Consider the following 17,263-nt stretch of genomic DNA (forward strand, 5'->3'; position numbering starts at 1 on the left):
ACCCCCCACCGATGGGCGACAACTCCCCCCGTTTGCTGACCGTCGCGGTGACCTCGCGCGCCCTGTTCGACCTCGAGGAAAGCCATGCGCTGTTCGAAAGCGATGGCGTGGCCGCCTACGCCGAATTCCAGCGCCAGCATGAGGACGACATCCTCGGGCCCGGCGTGGCCTTCCCGGTGGTGCGCAAGCTGCTGGCGCTGAACCAGGGCGCCAGCCCGGAGAATCCGCGCGTCGAGGTGATCCTGCTGTCGCGCAATTCGGCCGATACCGGCCTGCGCATCTTCAATTCGATCCAGCATTACGGCCTGGGCATCATCCGTGCGACGTTCACCGCCGGCGAGCCGACCTGGCCCTACGTGAAGCCGTTCGGGACCGACCTGTTCCTGTCGGCCAATCCGGAATCGGTGCGCAGCGCGCTGCGCCACGGCATCGCCGCAGCGACCATCCTGCCCAAGCCGCCGGGCGAGACCGCGGCGGCAGCGGCCGACCAGATCGATACCGGTCGCCCGGCGGGTCAACTGCGCATCGCCTTCGATGGTGACGCGGTGATCTTCGGGGACGAGAGCGAGCGCATCTCGCGAGAGCAGGGCGTGGAAGCGTTTGGCCGGCACGAGCGCGAACGTGCCCGCGAACCGCTCAGTGGTGGCCCGTTCCGCGGCTTCCTGTCGGCCCTGCATACGCTGCAGGAAGTGTTCCCGGCAGGGGAGAGTGCGCCGATTCGTACCGCACTGGTCACCGCACGCTCTGCACCGGCGCACGAGCGGGTCATCCGTACCCTGCGGGAGTGGGGCGTGCGCCTGGACGAGGCGCTGTTCCTCGGCGGCCGCCACAAGGGGCCGTTCCTGCAGGCGTTCGGCGCCGACATCTTCTTCGATGATTCGCAGCACAACATCGACAGTGCGCGCGAACACGTGGCTGCCGGCCATGTGCCGCACGGCGTCGCCAACGAGGGTTGAGGCGATGATGGGTGGGTGCCAACCTTGGTTGGCACGGAGGCGCATCAATGCCCACCAAGGTGGGCATCCACCGAAGGCGGGTCACCCATCGCCCCGGTAGGTGCCAACCTTGGTTGGCACGGAGGCGCATCAATGCCCACCAAGGTGGGCATCCACCGAAGGCGGGTCACCCATCGCCCCGGTAGGTGCCAACCTTGGTTGGCTTGGTTGGCACGGCATCGCACCCATGCCCACCGAGGTGGGCATCCACCGAAGGCGGGTCACCCATCGCATCCATGCCCACCAAGGTGGGTCACGGGGTGGCCGACATCCCCAGCTGCAGGTCGACCACCTTCCAGCGCAGGCCCTGCGGTTCCAGCACCACCTTCAGCGGCGGCTGGCCGGGACCGCGGTCGACGTCGATCACGAAGCGGTCCAGCGCTTCGAAATGATGCTCGGCATGCTTCAGCGGCCGCGCCGGTTCGGTCGGGCCGAACGCATCGCCGCCCTGCAGTTCATTGCGGCCGCGCTTCCACAGCACGTGGCCCTGCAGCATTGCGCCGATCCCGGTCGGAGTCACCATGGTGTCCACGGCGGCACCACCGAGCTGGTCGCCCAGGCCGTAGAGCAGGGCGCCGAACGGGCTGGCCGCCACGTCCGGGCCGGCCTGGCGCACCAGGTAGTCGTTGAGCTGCGCGCGCAGGCTGCTGCGCACGCGCGGGAAATCGACGTAGCGTTCCAGCCCGGCGGTGTCACGCTGTTCGATGGCCCTGGACAGGCCATGCACGGTTACATAGGGGCCGCCGAACCACCACGCGGACAGCGCGAGAACCACCAGCACCAGCACTGCAATGAGCTTCTTCATGCCGCCAGACTGCCGCAAGTACGCGGGCCGGGGGTGAACGCCGGGTGATGGGGTTCAGAACTCCAGGTCCAGTGCCGCGCACAGGTAGTCGACGAACGGGCCGAGTGCGGCCAGGTCCTTGCCCAGCGTGGACAGCAGGCGTGGGCCGGTCATGGTGGCATCGTCCAGCGAGCGCCACATCACCCAGTTGCGGTGCTTGAGATCGTCGATGAATTCGAAATCGGCCGGGAAGCCACGCGGTGGCCGCACCAGCTTCTCGCTCTCCTCGAAGTCGAAGCGCTTGCGCAGCGCGGGGGCGTGCGCGGCGGCCTTCCAGCTGCCCGGGTTATCGAGAATGAAGTGACGCACGCGGCGCTGCGTCTCCGGCTCGGGATGCCACAGTCCGGCACCGACGAAGCTCTCGCCCGGCTGCAGGTGCACGTAGAACGAGGGCGCGGCGACTTCGCGGCGGCGCTCATGGAACAGGCGAGCGCCCTGCCAGGTCTTGTAGGGCGATTTGTCGTTGGAAAAACGCGCGTCGCGATGGATGCGGAACAGCGAGCCACCGACGCCGCGGGTATCGGCGCGGAAATGGTCGCTGACCTCGGCCAACGCCGGCTGCAGGTCGCCGAGCAGGCGCAGGAACGGTTGCCGCACGTGGTCTTCGTACTGCTGGCGATGGTCGTTGAACCACGCCTTTTCGTTATGCCGCGCCAGGCTGCGCAGAAACTTGAAGCTGGCGTCCGAGAAATAGGTACTCACAACGTCCCCTGCAGGTGCTGGCCCCAGTCGCGCAGCGACTGCAGCAGGGCCTGGCGCCGGGCGTCGTCGGGCGCTTCGGCGGCCAGCGCATCAAGCTGCTGCTGGTACTGGGGCAGGTTGAGTTCGCCCAGGCCGCCGTCTCCAAGCAGGCGCTGGCGGCGGTAATCCTGCCAGCGCTGGCGTTCAGCCGGTGCGAGGCTGCCGGGATGATTGCGCGCACGGTAGCGGAACAGCAGCTCGGGCAGGCGCGGGTCACGGAAACGACCCTCCAGCTCGGCCAGCTGTTCCGGTGCGGTGGTGCGCGCCAGGGCAAGCAATGGCTTGTCGCCGTTGCCGAGGAAGCCGTCGTACAGCGAGGCGTCGACGTCGGCCACGGTGGCGGCGCGGGGCTGGTTGTAGACCTGGCGTGCCTTCTCGGCCAGCTGCGCGGCGAAAGGACGCAGCCGTTCGACCTTGGCCTCGATGGCCGCCACGTCCAAGCCCAGGCGCTCATGGTCGTCGGCGCGCAGGTGGTTCCAGGCGATCAGTGCCGGCACCTTGTTCAGGTGCACCTCCTTCAGCGGGACCCGCGCCACGCCTTCGGGCAGTTCGCTGGCGCGCATGTACAGGCGCTGCGCGATCACCTCGGCCGGCAGCTCCAGCAGGTCGTCGATGTCGCCATCGAGGTCGAACACGATCACCCGGTTGTTGATGGTCGGGTGCACCGCGAGCGGCAGCACGGGCGCGGCGCACAGGCGGCTGGCCGGATAGCGCATCGAGATGTGCAGCACCGGCTTCAACGCAGCGATGTCCAGCAGGCTGCCGACGAAACGCTTGTCGCGCAGTTTCAACGCGTAGTCCCACAGGCGCGGCTGCGACTGCTTGAACAGGCGTGCCATGCCGATCGTGGCACGCACGTCCGAGAGTGCTTCGTGCGCATCGCCTTCGCGCACGTTGTTGGCTTCGGCCAGGTGTTCAAGCTTGAACGAGGTGGCGCCGTCTTCGCGCAGCGGCCATTGGATGCCGTCCGGGCGCATCGCGCGCATCAGCCGCAGCATGTCCAGCAGGTCCCAGCGCGAATTGCCGTTTCGCCATTCGCGTTCGTAGGGATCGTGGAAGTTGCGGAACAGGCCGTAGCGGACGAACTCGTCGTCGAAGCGCAGCGTGTTGTAACCCAGCGCGCAGGTGCCGGGGCGTGACAGCTGTTCGTTGATGCGGTCGAAGGCCTCGGCCTCGCTGATGCCTTCGGCCAGCGCCTGCTGTGGCGTGATGCCGGTGACCAGCGTGGCCATCGGTGAAGGCAGCAGGTCGTCGGCCGGGCGCACGAAGAAGCTGACCGGCGTGTCGATTTCGTTGAGGTCGGCGTCGGTGCGGATGGCGGCGTACTGCGAGATGCGTGTGCGCCGCGGGTCCTGGCCGAAGGTCTCCAGGTCGTAGAACAGGAAGCTGTCAGCCATCAGTGCGCACCCTCCAGGACCGGCAGCTGTGCATGGATCTGCGCTTCCAGTGCGGCCCAGTCGATGTTGTCCAGCGTGGTGTGGCCGGCGGTTGCCGCCACCAGCATGTCGCGCTGCAGCTCGGTACGGTGCAGCGCCTCGGCATACGGCGTGTGCAGGAAGGTGACCATCGTGTAGTGCGGCACGAAGCGGGTCGGCCAGCGTCGCTGCAGCTCCTGTTCCAGCTCACGCTGCAGCAGGAACGCGGGATCGGCCACGCGGTCACGCATTTCCAGGTAGTTTTCCAGCGCCATCTGTTGGATGGCGCGCGCGTTCGGCTTGCGCTCGGCCTCGAACGCTGCGAACGCACCTTGCAGGTCGTCGGCGTCGTGCAGATGGCGGGCCAGCGCAACGCAATCCTCGAACGCGCAGTTCATGCCCTGGCCGTGGAACGGCACCATCGCATGGGCGGCGTCGCCGATCAGCACGGCGCGGCCGCCCTGGTGCCAACGCTCCAGGGTGAGTGTGCCGAGCAGGCCCGGCGGGTGCTGTTCCCAGTCCGCACGCAGGTTCGGGATCAACGGCAGGGTGTCGGCGAACTCGCGCGCGAACAGCGCCTCTGCCTGCGCGCCGGTGTTGACGGTGGCAAAGCTGGGATCGCCCTGGTTGGGCAGGAACAGGGTGACGGTGAAGGTGCCTTCGTGGTTGGGCAGCGCGATGCACATGTAGTGGCCGCGCGGCCAGATGTGCAGCGCATTGCGTTCGATGCGGAAGCCGCCCTCCGCGGTCGGCGGAATCTCCAGCTCCTTGTAGGAGTGGTCGAGGAAGGCGATGTCCTCGCCCAGCGGCGCACGCCGGTTCATCGCCGCGCGCAGCGCCGAGCCCGCACCGTCGGCACCGATCAGGCAGTCGAAGTGGATATCGTGCGGACTGTCGTCGCGATCGTCGATGAAGCGTGCGTAGCCGGCATCGAAATCGACGGTGTGCAGGCGGCGGTGGAAATGCACGGTCGCGCCGGCCTGCTCGGCCAGCTCCAGCAACGTGGTGTTGAGGTCGCTGCGATGGATCGACCAGATCACTTCGCTGTCATCGCGGCCATAGCGCTGCAGCTGCGGTTCGCCTTCGCGCGGGTGCACCATGCGCCCGCGCATCATCACCGCGCGGGCCATCACTTCGTCCTCCACGCCTGCCTGGCGCAGTGCGTTGCGCCCGCGTTCGGCCAGCGCCAGGTTGATCGAACGCCCGCTCTCGTAGTCGGCGATGCGCGGGTCGCCGCGGCGTTCGTACAGGGTGATGCGCCAGCCCTGCCGTGACAGCAGGATGGCCAGCAGGGACCCGGCGAGGCCGGCACCGATAATGCTCAACGAGCGGGAGGCGTGTGCGATCAACGAACTGTCCAGCAGTAGGGGGAGGGTCCGGCTTAAAGGCCGGCCCAGGCTTCCACTTCCTCGACGAAGTGGTGCACGTCCAGGTAGCGGTTGTAGAGCGGGGTGGGCGAGATGCGGATCACGTCGGGCTCGCGCCAGTCGCCGAGCACGCCGATGCCGCGCAGGTGCTCGAACAGTGCACGGCCACGCTCGCGGCCACCGATCACGCGCAGCGACAACTGGCAGCCACGGCGCTGCGGATCGGCCGGGGTGATGATGTCCAGCACCTGCGGCAGGCGCGCGCGCACCAGTGCTTCGAGCATGCCGGTCAGTGCCAGCGATTTGCTGCGCAGCGCCTCCATGCCAGCACGCTCGAACAGGTCCAGCGAGGCGCGCAGCGGTGCCAGGCCGAGGATCGGCGGATTGCTCAACTGCCAACCTTCGGCGCCGATGGCGGGTGTGAACTGCGGCGCCATCTGGAAGCGGGTGGCTTCCTCATGGCCCCACCAGCCAGCAAAGCGCGGCAGGGTGGTATCGCGGTGGTGGCGCTCGTGCACGAAGGCGCCAGCCACTGCGCCCGGGCCGCTGTTGAGGTACTTGTAATGGCACCACACGGCAAAATCGGGCGCCACGTCATGCAGGCGCAGCGGCAGGTTGCCCACCGAGTGCGCCAGATCGAAGCCGATGCGTGCGCCCTGCAGGCGTGCGGCGCGGGTGATCGCATCGAGGTCGAAGGCCTGGCCGGTGCGGTACTGCACGCCGGGCCACAGCACCAGCGCCAGGCGCGGACCGTGCTCGGCGATGGCGCGTTCGATCGCGGTCATCGAGATCGTGCCGTTGGCTTCGTCCGGCTGCACTTCCACCAGGCACTCCGCCGGGTCGAAACCATGGAAGCGGATCTGCGCTTCCACCGCGTGGCGATCGGTGGGGAACGCGCCGGCCTCCATCAGGATCACCGGCCGCTGTGCGGTAGGCCGGTAGAAACTGACCATCATCAGGTGCAGGTTCACGCTCAGCGTGTTCATCGCCACCACTTCGCTGGGCAGGGCGCCGACCACGCGCGCCAGCTGTGCGCTCACCAAACGGTGGTAGGACAGCCACTGCGTCGGCCCGGTGAAATGGCCTTCCACGGCCAGCTCGCCCCACTGCTTCATCACCTCCTGCACGGCCGCCTGTGCACCGCGCGGCTGCAGGCCCAGCGAGTTGCCGACGAAGTAGGTCTGTTCGCCGCCGCCATGGCGCGGAATCAGGAATTCATTGCGCAGCGGGCGCAGCGGGTCGGCGGCGTCCAGGGCGATGGCGTGGGTGCGGCTGAGCAGGTCGGACATGGTCGGGCAACAGGCTGCAACGGGGCTGCCAGTGTAGCGCTTGGGGCCTGCATGCCGCGCTTGCGATAGAGCCAAGCCCATGCTCGGCTTTGCAGCCCGGCCGCCGGGCATGGCCCGGCGAACGTTCAGCCCGCTGCCGGCGCCGGCAGCGGATCCACATGCCCACATTCCCTGCAGGTACGCAGCTCCAGGCTGGCGTGGTAGCGCGCGAAGACCTTGGGCAGGTCGGTCTCGATGTTCTGCAGCGGGAAATACTCTTCGTGCAGCTTGTGGTTGCAGCGCTCGCAGTGCCAGATCACGCCGTCCATCTCGTGCGGCAGGCGCTTGCGCTCGACCACCAGGCCGATCCCGCCGGGCGGTCGGCGCGGCGAATGCGGTACTTTCCCCGGCAACAGGAAGATCTCGCCGGCGCGGATCGGAATGTCACGCACCGCGCCATCCTCCTGCACCTTCAGCACCATCTCGCCTTCAAGCTGGTAGAACCACTCCGGGCCTTCGTCGTAGTGGTAATCGGTGCGCGAGTTCGGCCCGCCGACCACCATCACGATGAAATCGCCGTTGTCGATCATCTTGTTGCCCACCGGCGGCTTCAGCAGGTGGCGGTGTTCTTCAATCCAGGCGTGCAGGTTGATCGGCGATGCGAGCATGATCGGTTTCCCCGGGAAGTCAGTCGCGCTTGCCCTTGCGCGGTACATAGGACAGCGCCTTTTCGTAGGCCGGCTGCAGCTCTTCCGGCGCGCCGACGTCGATGCCCATCTCGCGCACGCGGCCGTCCTTCAGGCTGTAGACCCAGCCGTGCACCATCAGTTTCTGGCCGCGCGCCCAGGCATCCTGCACGATGGTCGAGCGGCACAGGTTGGCGACCTGCTCGATCACGTTCAGTTCGCACAGGCGGGCGTGCTTGAGCTCGTCGGTCTCGATCGCATCGATGATCGCGGTGTGCTTCTGCATCACATCGCCCACGTGGCGCAGCCAGTTGTCGGCCAGGCCGACACGGGTGTTGTGCAGGCAGGCATGCACGCCGCCGCAGCCGTAATGGCCGACGATCAGGATGTGCTTCACCTTCAGCTGGTCCACCGCGTACTGCACCACGCTCAGGCAGTTCAGGTCGGTGTGGGCGACCACGTTGGCGACATTGCGGTGCACGAACACTTCACCGGGGGCCATGCCGATGATCTGGTTGGCCGGGACGCGTGAATCGGAGCAGCCGATCCACAGGTATTCCGGGTGCTGCTGCTTGGCCAGCTGGTGGAAGAACTCGGGGTCTTCCTTTTCGATGCGGTCGGCCCAGTCGCGGTTGTTCTGCAGCAGCTTGTGGATGTCTTTCATGTTCGGGTCCCTGGCGTCGGGTGAGGGCTCGCCGCAACCAACCGGCTGCGGCATCGCGGGAATCGGGGGCGTTCAGTCGCTGTGGGCGACCTGTTCGCGGTGCCAGCGCATCCACTGCGCCAGTTCCTGGGAAGCGGGGGTGGCCAGCGTGTCCAGCGCGTCGATCACTGCCTGCTGGTTGGCGTCGGGATGGTTCTGGCTCAGCTTGAGCTTCAGCTGCACGTGCTCGACCTGGAAACGGAAGCCGACGATGGCGCGCAGTTCCGGGCCATGTTCGGCGCGGTTGGCATCGAACTGCCAGGCCTGGCCGACGCTGGCTTCGAAGCGGTCGCTGATCGCGCCGACCAGCCCCGCCATTGCGTCGGTATCGTCGAAGGTGTGCAGCTGGCCGCGTAGTTCCGCCGCAGCGTAGTTCCAGGTCGGCACCCGTGCGGCGGGTTCCTTGTCCGGGTACCAACTGGCCGAGACATAGCCGTGCGGGCCATCGACCAGCACCTTGGCCGCGCCGGTATGGCGTGACTGCGGATTGGCGCGGGCCCAGTGGCCGCGCAGTTCGATGTGCTCGCCGTCACGCCGGTACAGCACCGGTATCCGGGTCAGCTCGGGCAGGCCGTCGCTGCCGGTGGTGAGCACGGTGACGAACGGGTCACGCGCCAGCAGGCGATCCAGCCAGAGCAGGTCGGTCTCGGCGAAGGCGCGCGGGGTGAACATGGGCAGCTCAGGCGCGCCCGCCCAGCGACTGGATCATGCGGCCGCGCAGGGCCTCATCGCTGTCGGCCTGCGGCGGCTGCACTTCATGCAGGCTGAAGCCACGCACCAGCGCGTCTTCCTCGTCCAGGCCGTCGTACTCGACGAATTCGGCGTCGAACAGCTGCGAACGCGCGGTGTCCTCGCTGTCATAGCTCAGCGTGTTGCCATCGCTGTCGAGCACCTCGGCGGTGCCGGCCGGGCGCACGCGCAGGCGCGCCCAGATCAGGGTGTTGCCGAGGCTGGCCAGCCACCAGCTGTCGCGCGAGGCGGTAATGTCATTCATGGATGTCACCAAAGCGAGGCCAGCCAGAGCAGGGCAGCCATGCCCAGTCCGGCCAGCAGGGTCAGCAGCGACACCCAGGCCGGCGTCGCCAGCCCGGACAGCGAACGGTCAGGCTGTTGGCGATAGTCGCGGCGCAGCAGCCAGGCCAGGGCATCGGGCTTGAGGAAGGCGCCGCTGCCGAAGCGCTCGGCGAGCGCCGGATGGCGATCGCGCACGTGCACCAGGGTCAGCGGCCAGAAGATCACGAAGGCACTGAACCCGGCCACTGCGACGCCGACGAAACAGAGGGCGAAAAACAGGGTCATGGGGGCAGTACCTCCGTGGTCGGTGGAGCTTAGAAGTCCGCGCTGCCCGGGGCGCGCGGGTAGGGGATCGCATCGCGGATGTTGGACAGGCCGCAGACGTACACCACCAAGCGCTCGAAGCCCAGGCCGAAGCCGGCGTGCGGCACCGAGCCGTAGCGGCGGAAATCGCGGTACCAGCTGTAGTGTTCGCGATCCAGGCCGAACTGGGCCATGCGCGCGTCCAGCACGTCCAGGCGCTCTTCGCGCTGGCTGCCGCCGATGATCTCGCCGATGCCCGGGGCCAGCACGTCCATCGCGGCGACGGTCTTGCCGTCGTCGTTCAGGCGCATGTAGAAGGCCTTGATGTGCTCCGGATAGTTGGTCACCACCACCGGGCGGCCGACGTGCTCCTCGGTCAGCCAGCGCTCGTGCTCGGTCTGCAGGTCCAGGCCCCATTCGACCGGGAAGTCGAACTTCTTGCCGGACTTCTGCAGCAGGCTGACCGCATCGGTGTAGTCGATGCGTTCGAACGGTGCGTTGATGAAGTCTTCCAGCTTGGTGATCGCGTTCTTGTCCACGCGCTCGGCGATGAAGGCCAGGTCGTCACCGCGTTCGTTCAGCACCGCGCGGAACAGGTACTTCAGGAATTCTTCGGCCAGGCGCGCATCTTCGGCCAGGTCGGCGAAGGCGATTTCCGGCTCGATCATCCAGAACTCCGCCAGGTGGCGGGTGGTGTGGCTGTTCTCGGCGCGGAAGGTCGGGCCGAAGGTGTAGACCTTGCTCAGCGCCAGGCAGTAGGCCTCGACGTTCAGCTGGCCGGACACGGTCAGGAAGGTTTCCTTGCCGAAGAAGTCGCGGCTGAAATCGATCGCGCCCTTCTCGTCGCGCGGCAGGTTCACCATGTCCAGGGTGGACACGCGGAACATCTGGCCGGCGCCTTCGGCGTCGGAGGTGGTGATGATCGGGGTGCTGATCCAGTTGAAGCCGTTCTCGTGGAAGAAACGGTGCACGGCCTGGGCCAGGCAGTTGCGGATGCGGGTGACCGCGCCGAACAGGTTGGTGCGTGGACGCAGGTGCGCGACTTCGCGCAGGAACTCCGGCGACATCGGCTTGGGCTGGATCGGGTAGGTGAGCGGGTCTTCGACCCAGCCGACCACTTCCAGTGCGCTGGCCTGGATCTCGAACGACTGGCCCTTGCCCTGCGACTTCACCAGGGTGCCGGTGGCGATGACCGAGCAGCCGCTGGTCAGGCGCTTGATCTCATCGAAATTGCCCAGGGTGTCGTTGGCCACGACCTGGATCGGCGCGAAGCAGGAACCGTCGCTCACATTGACGAAGGCCAGATTCGCTGAACCGCGCACCGTGCGCACCCATCCGCGTACCGTGACTTCGCCACCTTCCGGGATCTTCCCGGCAAGCGCATGTTCAACGCTGACCACCGTCATGACTTGAATCCTCTGCTGATCGACTCGATCTGTGAACACGGGAGTTTACCGGTTGCAGCGTTCTGCTTGCGAGGCATTTTTGCGGCCTCCGGCTCCTTATAATGTCCCCGTATCCTTGGAGTAGCCCCATGGCCGTCAGCCTGACCCCCATTGCCTTCGAGCGCGTGCAGCGCTTCGTCGCCCAGACGCCCGGCGCCCTGGGCCTGCGCTTCGGCGTGACCAAGACCGGCTGCTCCGGCTGGGGCCACGTGACCGACCTGGCCCGTGACGAGCGCGAGGGCGATACCGTGTTCGACCAGGATGGCGTGAAGATCTACGTTGATGCCAAGAGCCTGGCCCTGGTGGACGGCACCGTGATCGACTTCGGCAAGCACGGCCTGAGCGAGACCTTCACGTTCAGCAACCCCAATGCCACCGCCGAGTGTGGCTGCGGCGAGAGCTTCACCACCGACGCCGACAAGGCCTGAAGCATGGTTGTGGCACGCGCCGGGCATGATCCGGCGCTACCGCCGCTCGCGCCAGGCGCTCCACCCCAGTAGCGCTATTCCCAGCATCGCGCTCGCCGCGGCCCAGTGGCCCGGCAGGCCGGCGGGCTCGCGCAGCAGATGCATCAGCAGCCCAGCGAGCAGGCTCAGATAGCCCGCGATGGCAACTGCACCGAGCGGGGCGTTGCCCACCCGGATCAGGTACCCATCGTCGCGGTTGATCCATCGCCGGAGGCGGCCGAGGCGGTTCATGGGCGGAATGTAGCGCAGAAAGGAACCACGGATGGAACGCCCGGTTTTCACCTACCACCCCAACGCCTACGCGATCGCGTTTGAAGCGGTCGATGGGGTCTGTGACGGCTGCGGCCAGTCGCGCGCGCTGCGCTCCCGCGGGCCGTTCTACACCACCCTGAAGCCCGATTACCTGTGCCCGTGGTGCATTGCCGATGGCAGTGCGTCTGCATGCTTCGAGGGCGAATTCACCAGCTGGACCGACATTGAAGGGGTGTCGCCGGACCCGGCTGATCCGCCGCCGAGCACCCCCCGCGAGCATCTGTTGGAGATCTGCGAGCGCACACCGGGTTACCGGTCCTGGCAGCAGTCGGTCTGGCTGAGCCATTGTGAACGGCCCTGCGCGTTCCTCGGGTTCGCCGGCGGCGAGGACCTGCTGCCGATCCTGTAACAGGTCCGGCCGGACGTGGCGGCGGTCAACCCGCGCGACGCCGACTGGGTGCTGGAACACCTGACCCGTGATGGAGAGATGGTCGGTTGCCTGTTCCAGTGCCTGCAGTGCGGCCTGCACCGCCTTCACGTCGATCTGGGCTGAATACGCTGGTGGGTTCAGTTTGCCCCGTGGCCGCCCGGTTGCCCGCCACCCCCATCTGCGCCATAATGCGCGGCTTCCTGCCTTCCTGGCGGGAACCCTTGCCCCACCGCGGTATCAACGGCGGGGGGCTGTCCGGCCGCAAGGCCACATCCGAAAGGTAGAAAAAACATGAGTCGTCATTACGAAATCGTGTTCATGGTCCACCCGGACCAGAGCGAGCAGGTCCCGGCCATGATCGAGCGCTACAAGTCGCTGGTCGAGAACGGCAACGGCACCATCCACCGTCTGGAAGACTGGGGCCGCCGCCAGCTGGCGTACCCGATCCAGAACCTGGTGAAGGCGCACTACGTGCTGCTGAACATCGAAGCCGACCAGGCCGTGCTGAACGAGCTGACCGAAAGCTTCCGCTTCAACGACGCCGTGCTGCGCAACCTGGTCATCAAGCGTGACGAGGCTGACACCGAGCAGTCGCTGATCATGAAGAGCAAGGACGAGAAGGGCGACAAGCCCGAGCGTGGTGAGCGTCGTCGTCGTGATGACGAAGAAGGCGAAACCACCCCCGCCGCTGACAACGATGCCGGCGACGACGCCGCTTCGGCCGCCTAAGGAGCACTGACATGTCCAAGTTCTTCCGTCGCCGCAAGTTCTGCAAGTTCACCGCCGAAGGTGTCAAGGAGATCGACTACAAGGATCTCAACACCCTGCGCCAGTACCTGACCGAGAACGGCAAGATCGTGCCGAGCCGCGTCACCGGTACCAAGTCGAAGTACCAGCGCCAGCTGGCGACCGCCGTCAAGCGTGCTCGCTTCCTGGCCCTGATCCCGTACACCGACAACCACGACGTCTGATGCCGGCGGGGCGGCCCGGTGCCGCCCCCGCTGTGCCAGCTATTCGGACAGCCTTTGTTGCGGGGCATCGCCTCGCTAACGAATAACTTATCTGGAGCAATACCATGCAGCTGATCCTCCTGCAGAAAGTCACCAACCTCGGCAACCTGGGCGACCTGGTCGACGTGAAGCCGGGCTACGGCCGTAACTTCCTCGTGCCGCAGGGCAAGGCCGTTCCGGCCACCGAGAGCAACAAGGCCGAGTTCGAAGCCAAGCGCGCCGAATACGAAGCCAAGGCCCAGGCCATCCACGCCGACGCTGACGCCCGCAAGGCCAAGCTGGAAGGCGCGAGCGTGACCATCGCTGCCAACGCTTCGACCGAAGGCAAGCTGTACGGCTCGGTCGGCGCCCGTGAAATCGCCGATGCCTTCACCGCTGCCGGCCTGCCGGTCAGCAAGAGCGAAGTCATCCTGGGCGAAGGCGCCTTCCGCAACATCGGTGAGTACGACGTCCTGGTGCACCTGCACGCCGACGTCGAAACCACCGTCAAGGTTGTGGTTGAAGCCGAAAAGGCCTGATCCCACGCCGAAAGGCCTGGAATCACCGCAGAACGGGCGCCCGCAAGGGTGCCCGTTTTGTTTTATGGCCCGCTTTCGTAGCGTTGCGCCATGTCTGGCCGGCGGGGCGGGGCCGGACAATGTTCCACGCCCATTCGTAGAACACGGCCACATCGGTATACTCAGGGCGTCACACCCGTTCCACGGCCAGCGATCCCAACAGGATCAATGACTTGGAGGGTAAACGCAGGCCGCTTGCCGGCCCCAGTCCGGAACCCCTATGCGTCTTTCCACGATCAAGCTGTCCGGCTTCAAGTCGTTCGTCGATCCGACCACCCTGCACCTGCCGACCAACATGACCGGCGTGGTGGGACCCAATGGCTGCGGCAAGTCGAACATCATCGACGCCGTGCGCTGGGTCATGGGTGAGAGTTCGGCCAGCCGCCTGCGTGGCGATTCGCTGACCGACGTGATCTTCTCCGGTTCCAACGCCCGCAAGCCGGTCTCGCAGGCTACCGTCGAGCTGATCTTCGATAATTCGGACCACACGATTTCCGGCGAGTACGCCTCGTTCAACGAAATCTCGGTCAAGCGCACGGTCAGCCGCGACGGCACCAGCAACTACTACCTCAACGGCACCAAGTGCCGCCGCCGCGATATCACCGATCTGTTCCTTGGCACCGGCCTGGGCCCGCGCAGCTACTCGATCATCGAGCAGGGCATGATCAGCCAGATCATCGAGGCGCGCCCGGAAGACCTGCGCGTGTACCTGGAAGAGGCCGCCGGCATCTCCAAGTACAAGGAGCGCCGCAAGGAAACCGAGACCCGCATCCGCCATACCCGCGAGAACCTGGACCGGCTGGGTGACCTGCGCGACGAGATCAGCAAGCAGCTGGAGCACCTCAAGCGCCAGGCCAAGCAGGCCGAGCAGTACCAGGCATTGCAGGAGGAGCGTCGGGTCAAGGATGCGGAGTGGAAGGCACTGGAATTCCGTGGGCTGGATGGTCGCCTGTCCAAGCTGCGCGAAGGGCTGTCGCAGGAAGAGACCAAGCTGCAGCAGCTGATCGCCGACCAGCGGGACGCCGAAGCGCGCATCGAGACCTCGCGCGTGCGTCGCGAAGAGGCGGCCGATGCGCTCAACACTGCGCAGGCTGCGGTCTATCAGGTGGGCAGTACGCTGGCGCGCCTGGAACAGCAGATCCAGCACCAGCGCGAGCTGTCGCAGCGCCTGCACAAGGCGCGCGATGAAACCCGCCAGGCGCTGGCTGAACTGGGCCAGCACATCAGCGGCGACGAGGCCAAGCTGACGGTGCTGCGCGAGGCGGTGGAGGCTGCCACCCCGCAGCTGGAAGCGCTGCAGGAAGAAAACGAGATCAAGCAGGAAAGCCTGCGCGAGGCCGAAGACCGGCTGGCCAGCTGGCAGCAGCGCTGGGAGCAGCACACCTCGCAGAGTTCGGAAGCCTCGCGCGCCGGCGATGTCGAGCGCACCCGCGTGGACTACCTGGACAAGCAGATCCTTGACGCCGACCGTCGCCGCGAGGCACTGGCTGCCGAGCGCGCCGGGCTGGACGTGGATGCGCTGGAAGAAGCCTTCGAGCAGTTGCACCTGCAGCACGACACGCAGAAGACCGCGCTGGACGAACTGGGCGAAGAGGTTGAACACCGCAAGCAGGGCGTGGCAGCCGTGCAGGAGCAGCAGCGCAGCGGCCAGAACGAGCTGGCCGAACTGCGCAAGCAGGCCAATGGACTGCGTGGCCGCCTGGCATCGTTGGAAACCCTGCAGCAGGCCGCGCTCGGCCAGGAGCAGGGCGCGGCCGTGGCCTGGCTGAAGGCCCGAGGGCTCGATTCGGCGGCGCGCGTCGGCGAGCGCCTGGATGTCGATGCCGGCTGGGAAAATGCTGTGGAAAGCGCGCTCGGCGAGCTGATCGAAGGCGTGCTGGTCGATGATCCGGCCAGTCTGGTCGGCGCGTTGGGTGAGTTGGGCGAAGGCCACATCGCGCTGGTCGCCAACGATGGCGCGGAGCTGAAGGTCGCACCGACCTCGCTGGCGGCACGCGTGCGGGGCCCCGCGGCAATCCGTCGCCTGCTGGCCCACCTGCATGGTGCCAAGGACCTGTCCGAGGCCAGAACGCTCCAGGCCAGCCTGCCTGACGGTGATTCGGTCATCACCCAGGGCGGCGAGCGCCTGGGCCAGGGCTGGCTGCGCGTTTCGCGTTCGGGGGCTGCCCAGCAGGGCGCACTGTTGCGCGAACGCGAGATCAACGAACTGCGCGAGCAGATCGAGCAGCTGCAGGATCGCGAGGCCGAGCTGGAGGAACAGCTGGCAGGCTTCCGCGAGCAGTTGCAGGCCGTCGAGCAGCAACGCGAGGACGCGCAGCGCACGCTGTACCAGGCCCATCGTGCGGTCTCCGAGCTTGCTGGCCAGCTGCAGGGCCAGCAGGGCAAGGTGGAAGCTGCACGTACCCGCATCGACCGCATCGAAGGTGAACTGAAGCAGCTGCAGGAAACGCTGGAAGCGAACAATGCGCAGGCGCGTGAAGCGCGCTCGCGGTTGGAGAATGCGGTCAGCAGCATGGGGGATCTGGAATCGACCCGGCAGCGATTGGAGGGCGAGCGGCGCCAGCTGGCCGAGGCGCGTGACCTGGCCCGCGATGCCGCACGCGCGGTGCGCGAACGCTCGCATTCGCTGGCGCTGACACTGGAATCGCAGCGCGCGCAGCTGTCATCACTGGGCCAGGCGCTGGAGCGCATGGGAACCCAGCGTGGCCAGCTCGATTCGCGCCTCGGCGAACTGCATTCGCAGCTGGATGAGGGTGATTCGCCGGTCGAATCGCTGCAGGCAGAACACCAGAACGCACTGGAAGAGCGCGTGCGCGCCGACCGCGTGCTGACCGAAGCGCGCACCCTGCTCGATGGCATCGACGCCGAGCTGCGCAACTACGAACAGACCCGCCACCAGCGCGACGAACAGGCGTTGGCGCAGCGCGAACGCATTTCCCAGCGCAAGCTGGACCAGCAGGCCCTCGTGCTCAGCGCGGAGACCTTGCAGGGTGCAGTGGAGAAGGCCGGTTTCATCATCCAGGACGTGCTCAACACACTGCCCGAGGAGGCCCGCCTGGGCGACTGGGAGCAGGCGGTGCATCAGATCGATGGCCGCATGCGCCGCCTGGAACCGGTCAACCTGGCCGCCATCCATGAGTACGGCGAGGCGTCGCAGCGTTCGGAGTACCTGGATGCACAGCACACCGACCTGACCACGGCGCTGGAGACCCTGGAAGACGCCATCCGCAAGATCGACCGCGAAACCCGCGGGCGCTTCAAGGACACCTTCGACCGGGTCAACGCCGGCGTGCAGGCGCTGTACCCGCGGCTGTTCGGTGGCGGCCATGCCTATCTGGAACTGACCGGCGAAGACCTGCTCGACACCGGCGTGACCATCATGGCGCGCCCGCCGGGCAAGCGCGTCTCCAGCATCTCGCTGCTGTCCGGCGGCGAGAAGGCGATGACCGCGGTGGCGCTGGTGTTCGCCATCTTCCAGCTCAACCCGGCGCCGTTCTGCCTGCTGGACGAAGTGGACGCGCCGCTGGACGAAGCCAACGTCGGCCGCCTGGCCAACATGGTCAAGGAAATGAGCGAGAAGGTGCAGTTCCTGTTCGTGAGCCACAACAAGGCGACGATGGAGGCCGCGCATCAGCTTTCGGGCGTGACCATGCGCGAGCCGGGCGTCAGCCGGTTGGTCAGCGTGGACCTGGAAGAAGCGGCACGATTGGCGGGCGCGGCCTGACGTGCCATCCTAATTACCTGAATGAACTAGCCGGAGAACCTA

The 17,263-nt window shown here is 66.7% G+C and carries 20 protein-coding genes; 8 read left to right on the forward strand and 12 right to left on the reverse strand.

What is annotated here, in order from left to right; all coding sequences use genetic code 11:
• Positions 1-11 precede the first annotated feature (11 nt).
• Complete coding sequence (locus ACMZPQ_RS01785; protein WP_005410242.1) at positions 12-956, forward strand: 5'-nucleotidase; 945 nt, start codon at positions 12-14, stop codon at positions 954-956.
• A 292-nt stretch (positions 957-1,248) separates the two neighbouring features.
• Here ACMZPQ_RS01785 and ACMZPQ_RS01790 read toward each other — a convergent pair whose 3' ends face one another.
• The 11 genes from ACMZPQ_RS01790 to asnS all read right to left on the reverse strand — a co-directional run bounded on the left by ACMZPQ_RS01790 (position 1,249) and on the right by asnS (position 10,742).
• Positions 1,249-1,800 (reverse strand): DUF2939 domain-containing protein, encoded by a 552-nt coding sequence (locus ACMZPQ_RS01790; protein ID WP_197583136.1) that lies wholly within the window; start codon positions 1,798-1,800, stop codon positions 1,249-1,251.
• A gap of 54 nt (positions 1,801-1,854) precedes the next feature.
• Positions 1,855-2,541, reverse strand: coding sequence for a DUF2461 domain-containing protein (locus ACMZPQ_RS01795; protein WP_008265662.1), 687 nt, complete (start codon positions 2,539-2,541; stop codon positions 1,855-1,857).
• On the reverse strand, positions 2,538-3,977 hold the full coding sequence (gene sbcB, locus ACMZPQ_RS01800) for an exodeoxyribonuclease I (protein WP_197583137.1): 1,440 nt from the start codon (positions 3,975-3,977) through the stop codon (positions 2,538-2,540). Before sbcB ends, ACMZPQ_RS01795 begins: the two co-directional genes overlap by 4 nt.
• On the reverse strand, positions 3,977-5,344 hold the full coding sequence (locus tag ACMZPQ_RS01805) for an FAD-dependent monooxygenase (protein WP_197583138.1): 1,368 nt from the start codon (positions 5,342-5,344) through the stop codon (positions 3,977-3,979). The genes sbcB and ACMZPQ_RS01805 overlap by 1 nt, the downstream gene beginning before the upstream one ends.
• A gap of 32 nt (positions 5,345-5,376) precedes the next feature.
• A complete protein-coding gene (gene kynU / locus ACMZPQ_RS01810) occupies positions 5,377-6,651 on the reverse strand; it encodes a kynureninase (protein ID WP_197583139.1) in 1,275 nt (424 codons plus the stop codon).
• A 125-nt stretch (positions 6,652-6,776) separates the two neighbouring features.
• The gene (locus ACMZPQ_RS01815) at positions 6,777-7,298 is read right to left on the reverse strand and encodes a 3-hydroxyanthranilate 3,4-dioxygenase (protein WP_197583140.1); all 522 of its coding nucleotides are present in this window, start codon (positions 7,296-7,298) and stop codon (positions 6,777-6,779) included.
• A 19-nt stretch (positions 7,299-7,317) separates the two neighbouring features.
• Positions 7,318-7,980, reverse strand: coding sequence for a carbonate dehydratase (gene can / locus ACMZPQ_RS01820; protein ID WP_006453004.1), 663 nt, complete (start codon positions 7,978-7,980; stop codon positions 7,318-7,320).
• 72 nt (positions 7,981-8,052) lie between these two features.
• Positions 8,053-8,691: an FMN-binding negative transcriptional regulator gene (locus ACMZPQ_RS01825; protein ID WP_197583142.1), complete on the reverse strand. Its 639-nt coding sequence runs from the start codon at positions 8,689-8,691 to the stop codon at positions 8,053-8,055.
• A gap of 7 nt (positions 8,692-8,698) precedes the next feature.
• Complete coding sequence (locus ACMZPQ_RS01830; RefSeq protein ID WP_197583143.1) at positions 8,699-9,013, reverse strand: hypothetical protein; 315 nt, start codon at positions 9,011-9,013, stop codon at positions 8,699-8,701.
• Positions 9,014-9,018: 5 nt separating this feature from the next.
• On the reverse strand, positions 9,019-9,318 hold the full coding sequence (locus tag ACMZPQ_RS01835; RefSeq protein WP_005417403.1) for a hypothetical protein: 300 nt from the start codon (positions 9,316-9,318) through the stop codon (positions 9,019-9,021).
• Positions 9,319-9,347: 29 nt separating this feature from the next.
• Positions 9,348-10,742 (reverse strand): asparagine--tRNA ligase, encoded by a 1,395-nt coding sequence (asnS, locus tag ACMZPQ_RS01840; RefSeq protein ID WP_108750010.1) that lies wholly within the window; start codon positions 10,740-10,742, stop codon positions 9,348-9,350.
• 128 nt (positions 10,743-10,870) lie between these two features.
• On the opposite strand from asnS, the gene ACMZPQ_RS01845 reads away from it, so the two are divergent.
• A complete protein-coding gene (locus ACMZPQ_RS01845; RefSeq protein ID WP_006452998.1) occupies positions 10,871-11,209 on the forward strand; it encodes a HesB/IscA family protein in 339 nt (112 codons plus the stop codon).
• A 36-nt stretch (positions 11,210-11,245) separates the two neighbouring features.
• Here the strand turns inward: ACMZPQ_RS01845 and ACMZPQ_RS01850 are convergent, their stop codons facing one another.
• Positions 11,246-11,479, reverse strand: a complete 234-nt coding sequence (locus ACMZPQ_RS01850) for a hypothetical protein (RefSeq protein WP_197583144.1) — start codon at positions 11,477-11,479, stop codon at positions 11,246-11,248.
• Positions 11,480-11,510: 31 nt separating this feature from the next.
• On the opposite strand from ACMZPQ_RS01850, the gene ACMZPQ_RS01855 reads away from it, so the two are divergent.
• The 6 genes from ACMZPQ_RS01855 (at position 11,511) to smc (ending at position 17,221) form a co-directional block, all read left to right on the forward strand.
• Positions 11,511-11,909 (forward strand): CbrC family protein, encoded by a 399-nt coding sequence (locus ACMZPQ_RS01855; RefSeq protein WP_414486248.1) that lies wholly within the window; start codon positions 11,511-11,513, stop codon positions 11,907-11,909.
• A 15-nt stretch (positions 11,910-11,924) separates the two neighbouring features.
• Entirely contained in the window at positions 11,925-12,053 is a 129-nt protein-coding gene (locus tag ACMZPQ_RS01860) for a hypothetical protein (RefSeq protein ID WP_414486249.1), read from the forward strand.
• A 168-nt stretch (positions 12,054-12,221) separates the two neighbouring features.
• A complete protein-coding gene (gene rpsF / locus ACMZPQ_RS01865) occupies positions 12,222-12,659 on the forward strand; it encodes a 30S ribosomal protein S6 (RefSeq protein ID WP_006376493.1) in 438 nt (145 codons plus the stop codon).
• A gap of 11 nt (positions 12,660-12,670) precedes the next feature.
• Positions 12,671-12,901, forward strand: a complete 231-nt coding sequence (gene rpsR, locus ACMZPQ_RS01870) for a 30S ribosomal protein S18 (RefSeq protein ID WP_002804494.1) — start codon at positions 12,671-12,673, stop codon at positions 12,899-12,901.
• A gap of 104 nt (positions 12,902-13,005) precedes the next feature.
• Entirely contained in the window at positions 13,006-13,458 is a 453-nt protein-coding gene (gene rplI / locus ACMZPQ_RS01875) for a 50S ribosomal protein L9 (protein ID WP_100442377.1), read from the forward strand.
• Between the two features lie 259 nt (positions 13,459-13,717).
• Positions 13,718-17,221 carry a chromosome segregation protein SMC gene (gene smc / locus ACMZPQ_RS01880; RefSeq protein WP_197583147.1) on the forward strand — a complete coding sequence of 1,168 codons (3,504 nt, stop codon included), beginning with the start codon at positions 13,718-13,720 and terminating at the stop codon, positions 17,219-17,221.
• Positions 17,222-17,263: the final 42 nt, after the last annotated feature.

The sequence above is a fragment of the Stenotrophomonas maltophilia genome (assembly GCF_047497515.2).
Lineage (GTDB): Bacteria > Pseudomonadota > Gammaproteobacteria > Xanthomonadales > Xanthomonadaceae > Stenotrophomonas.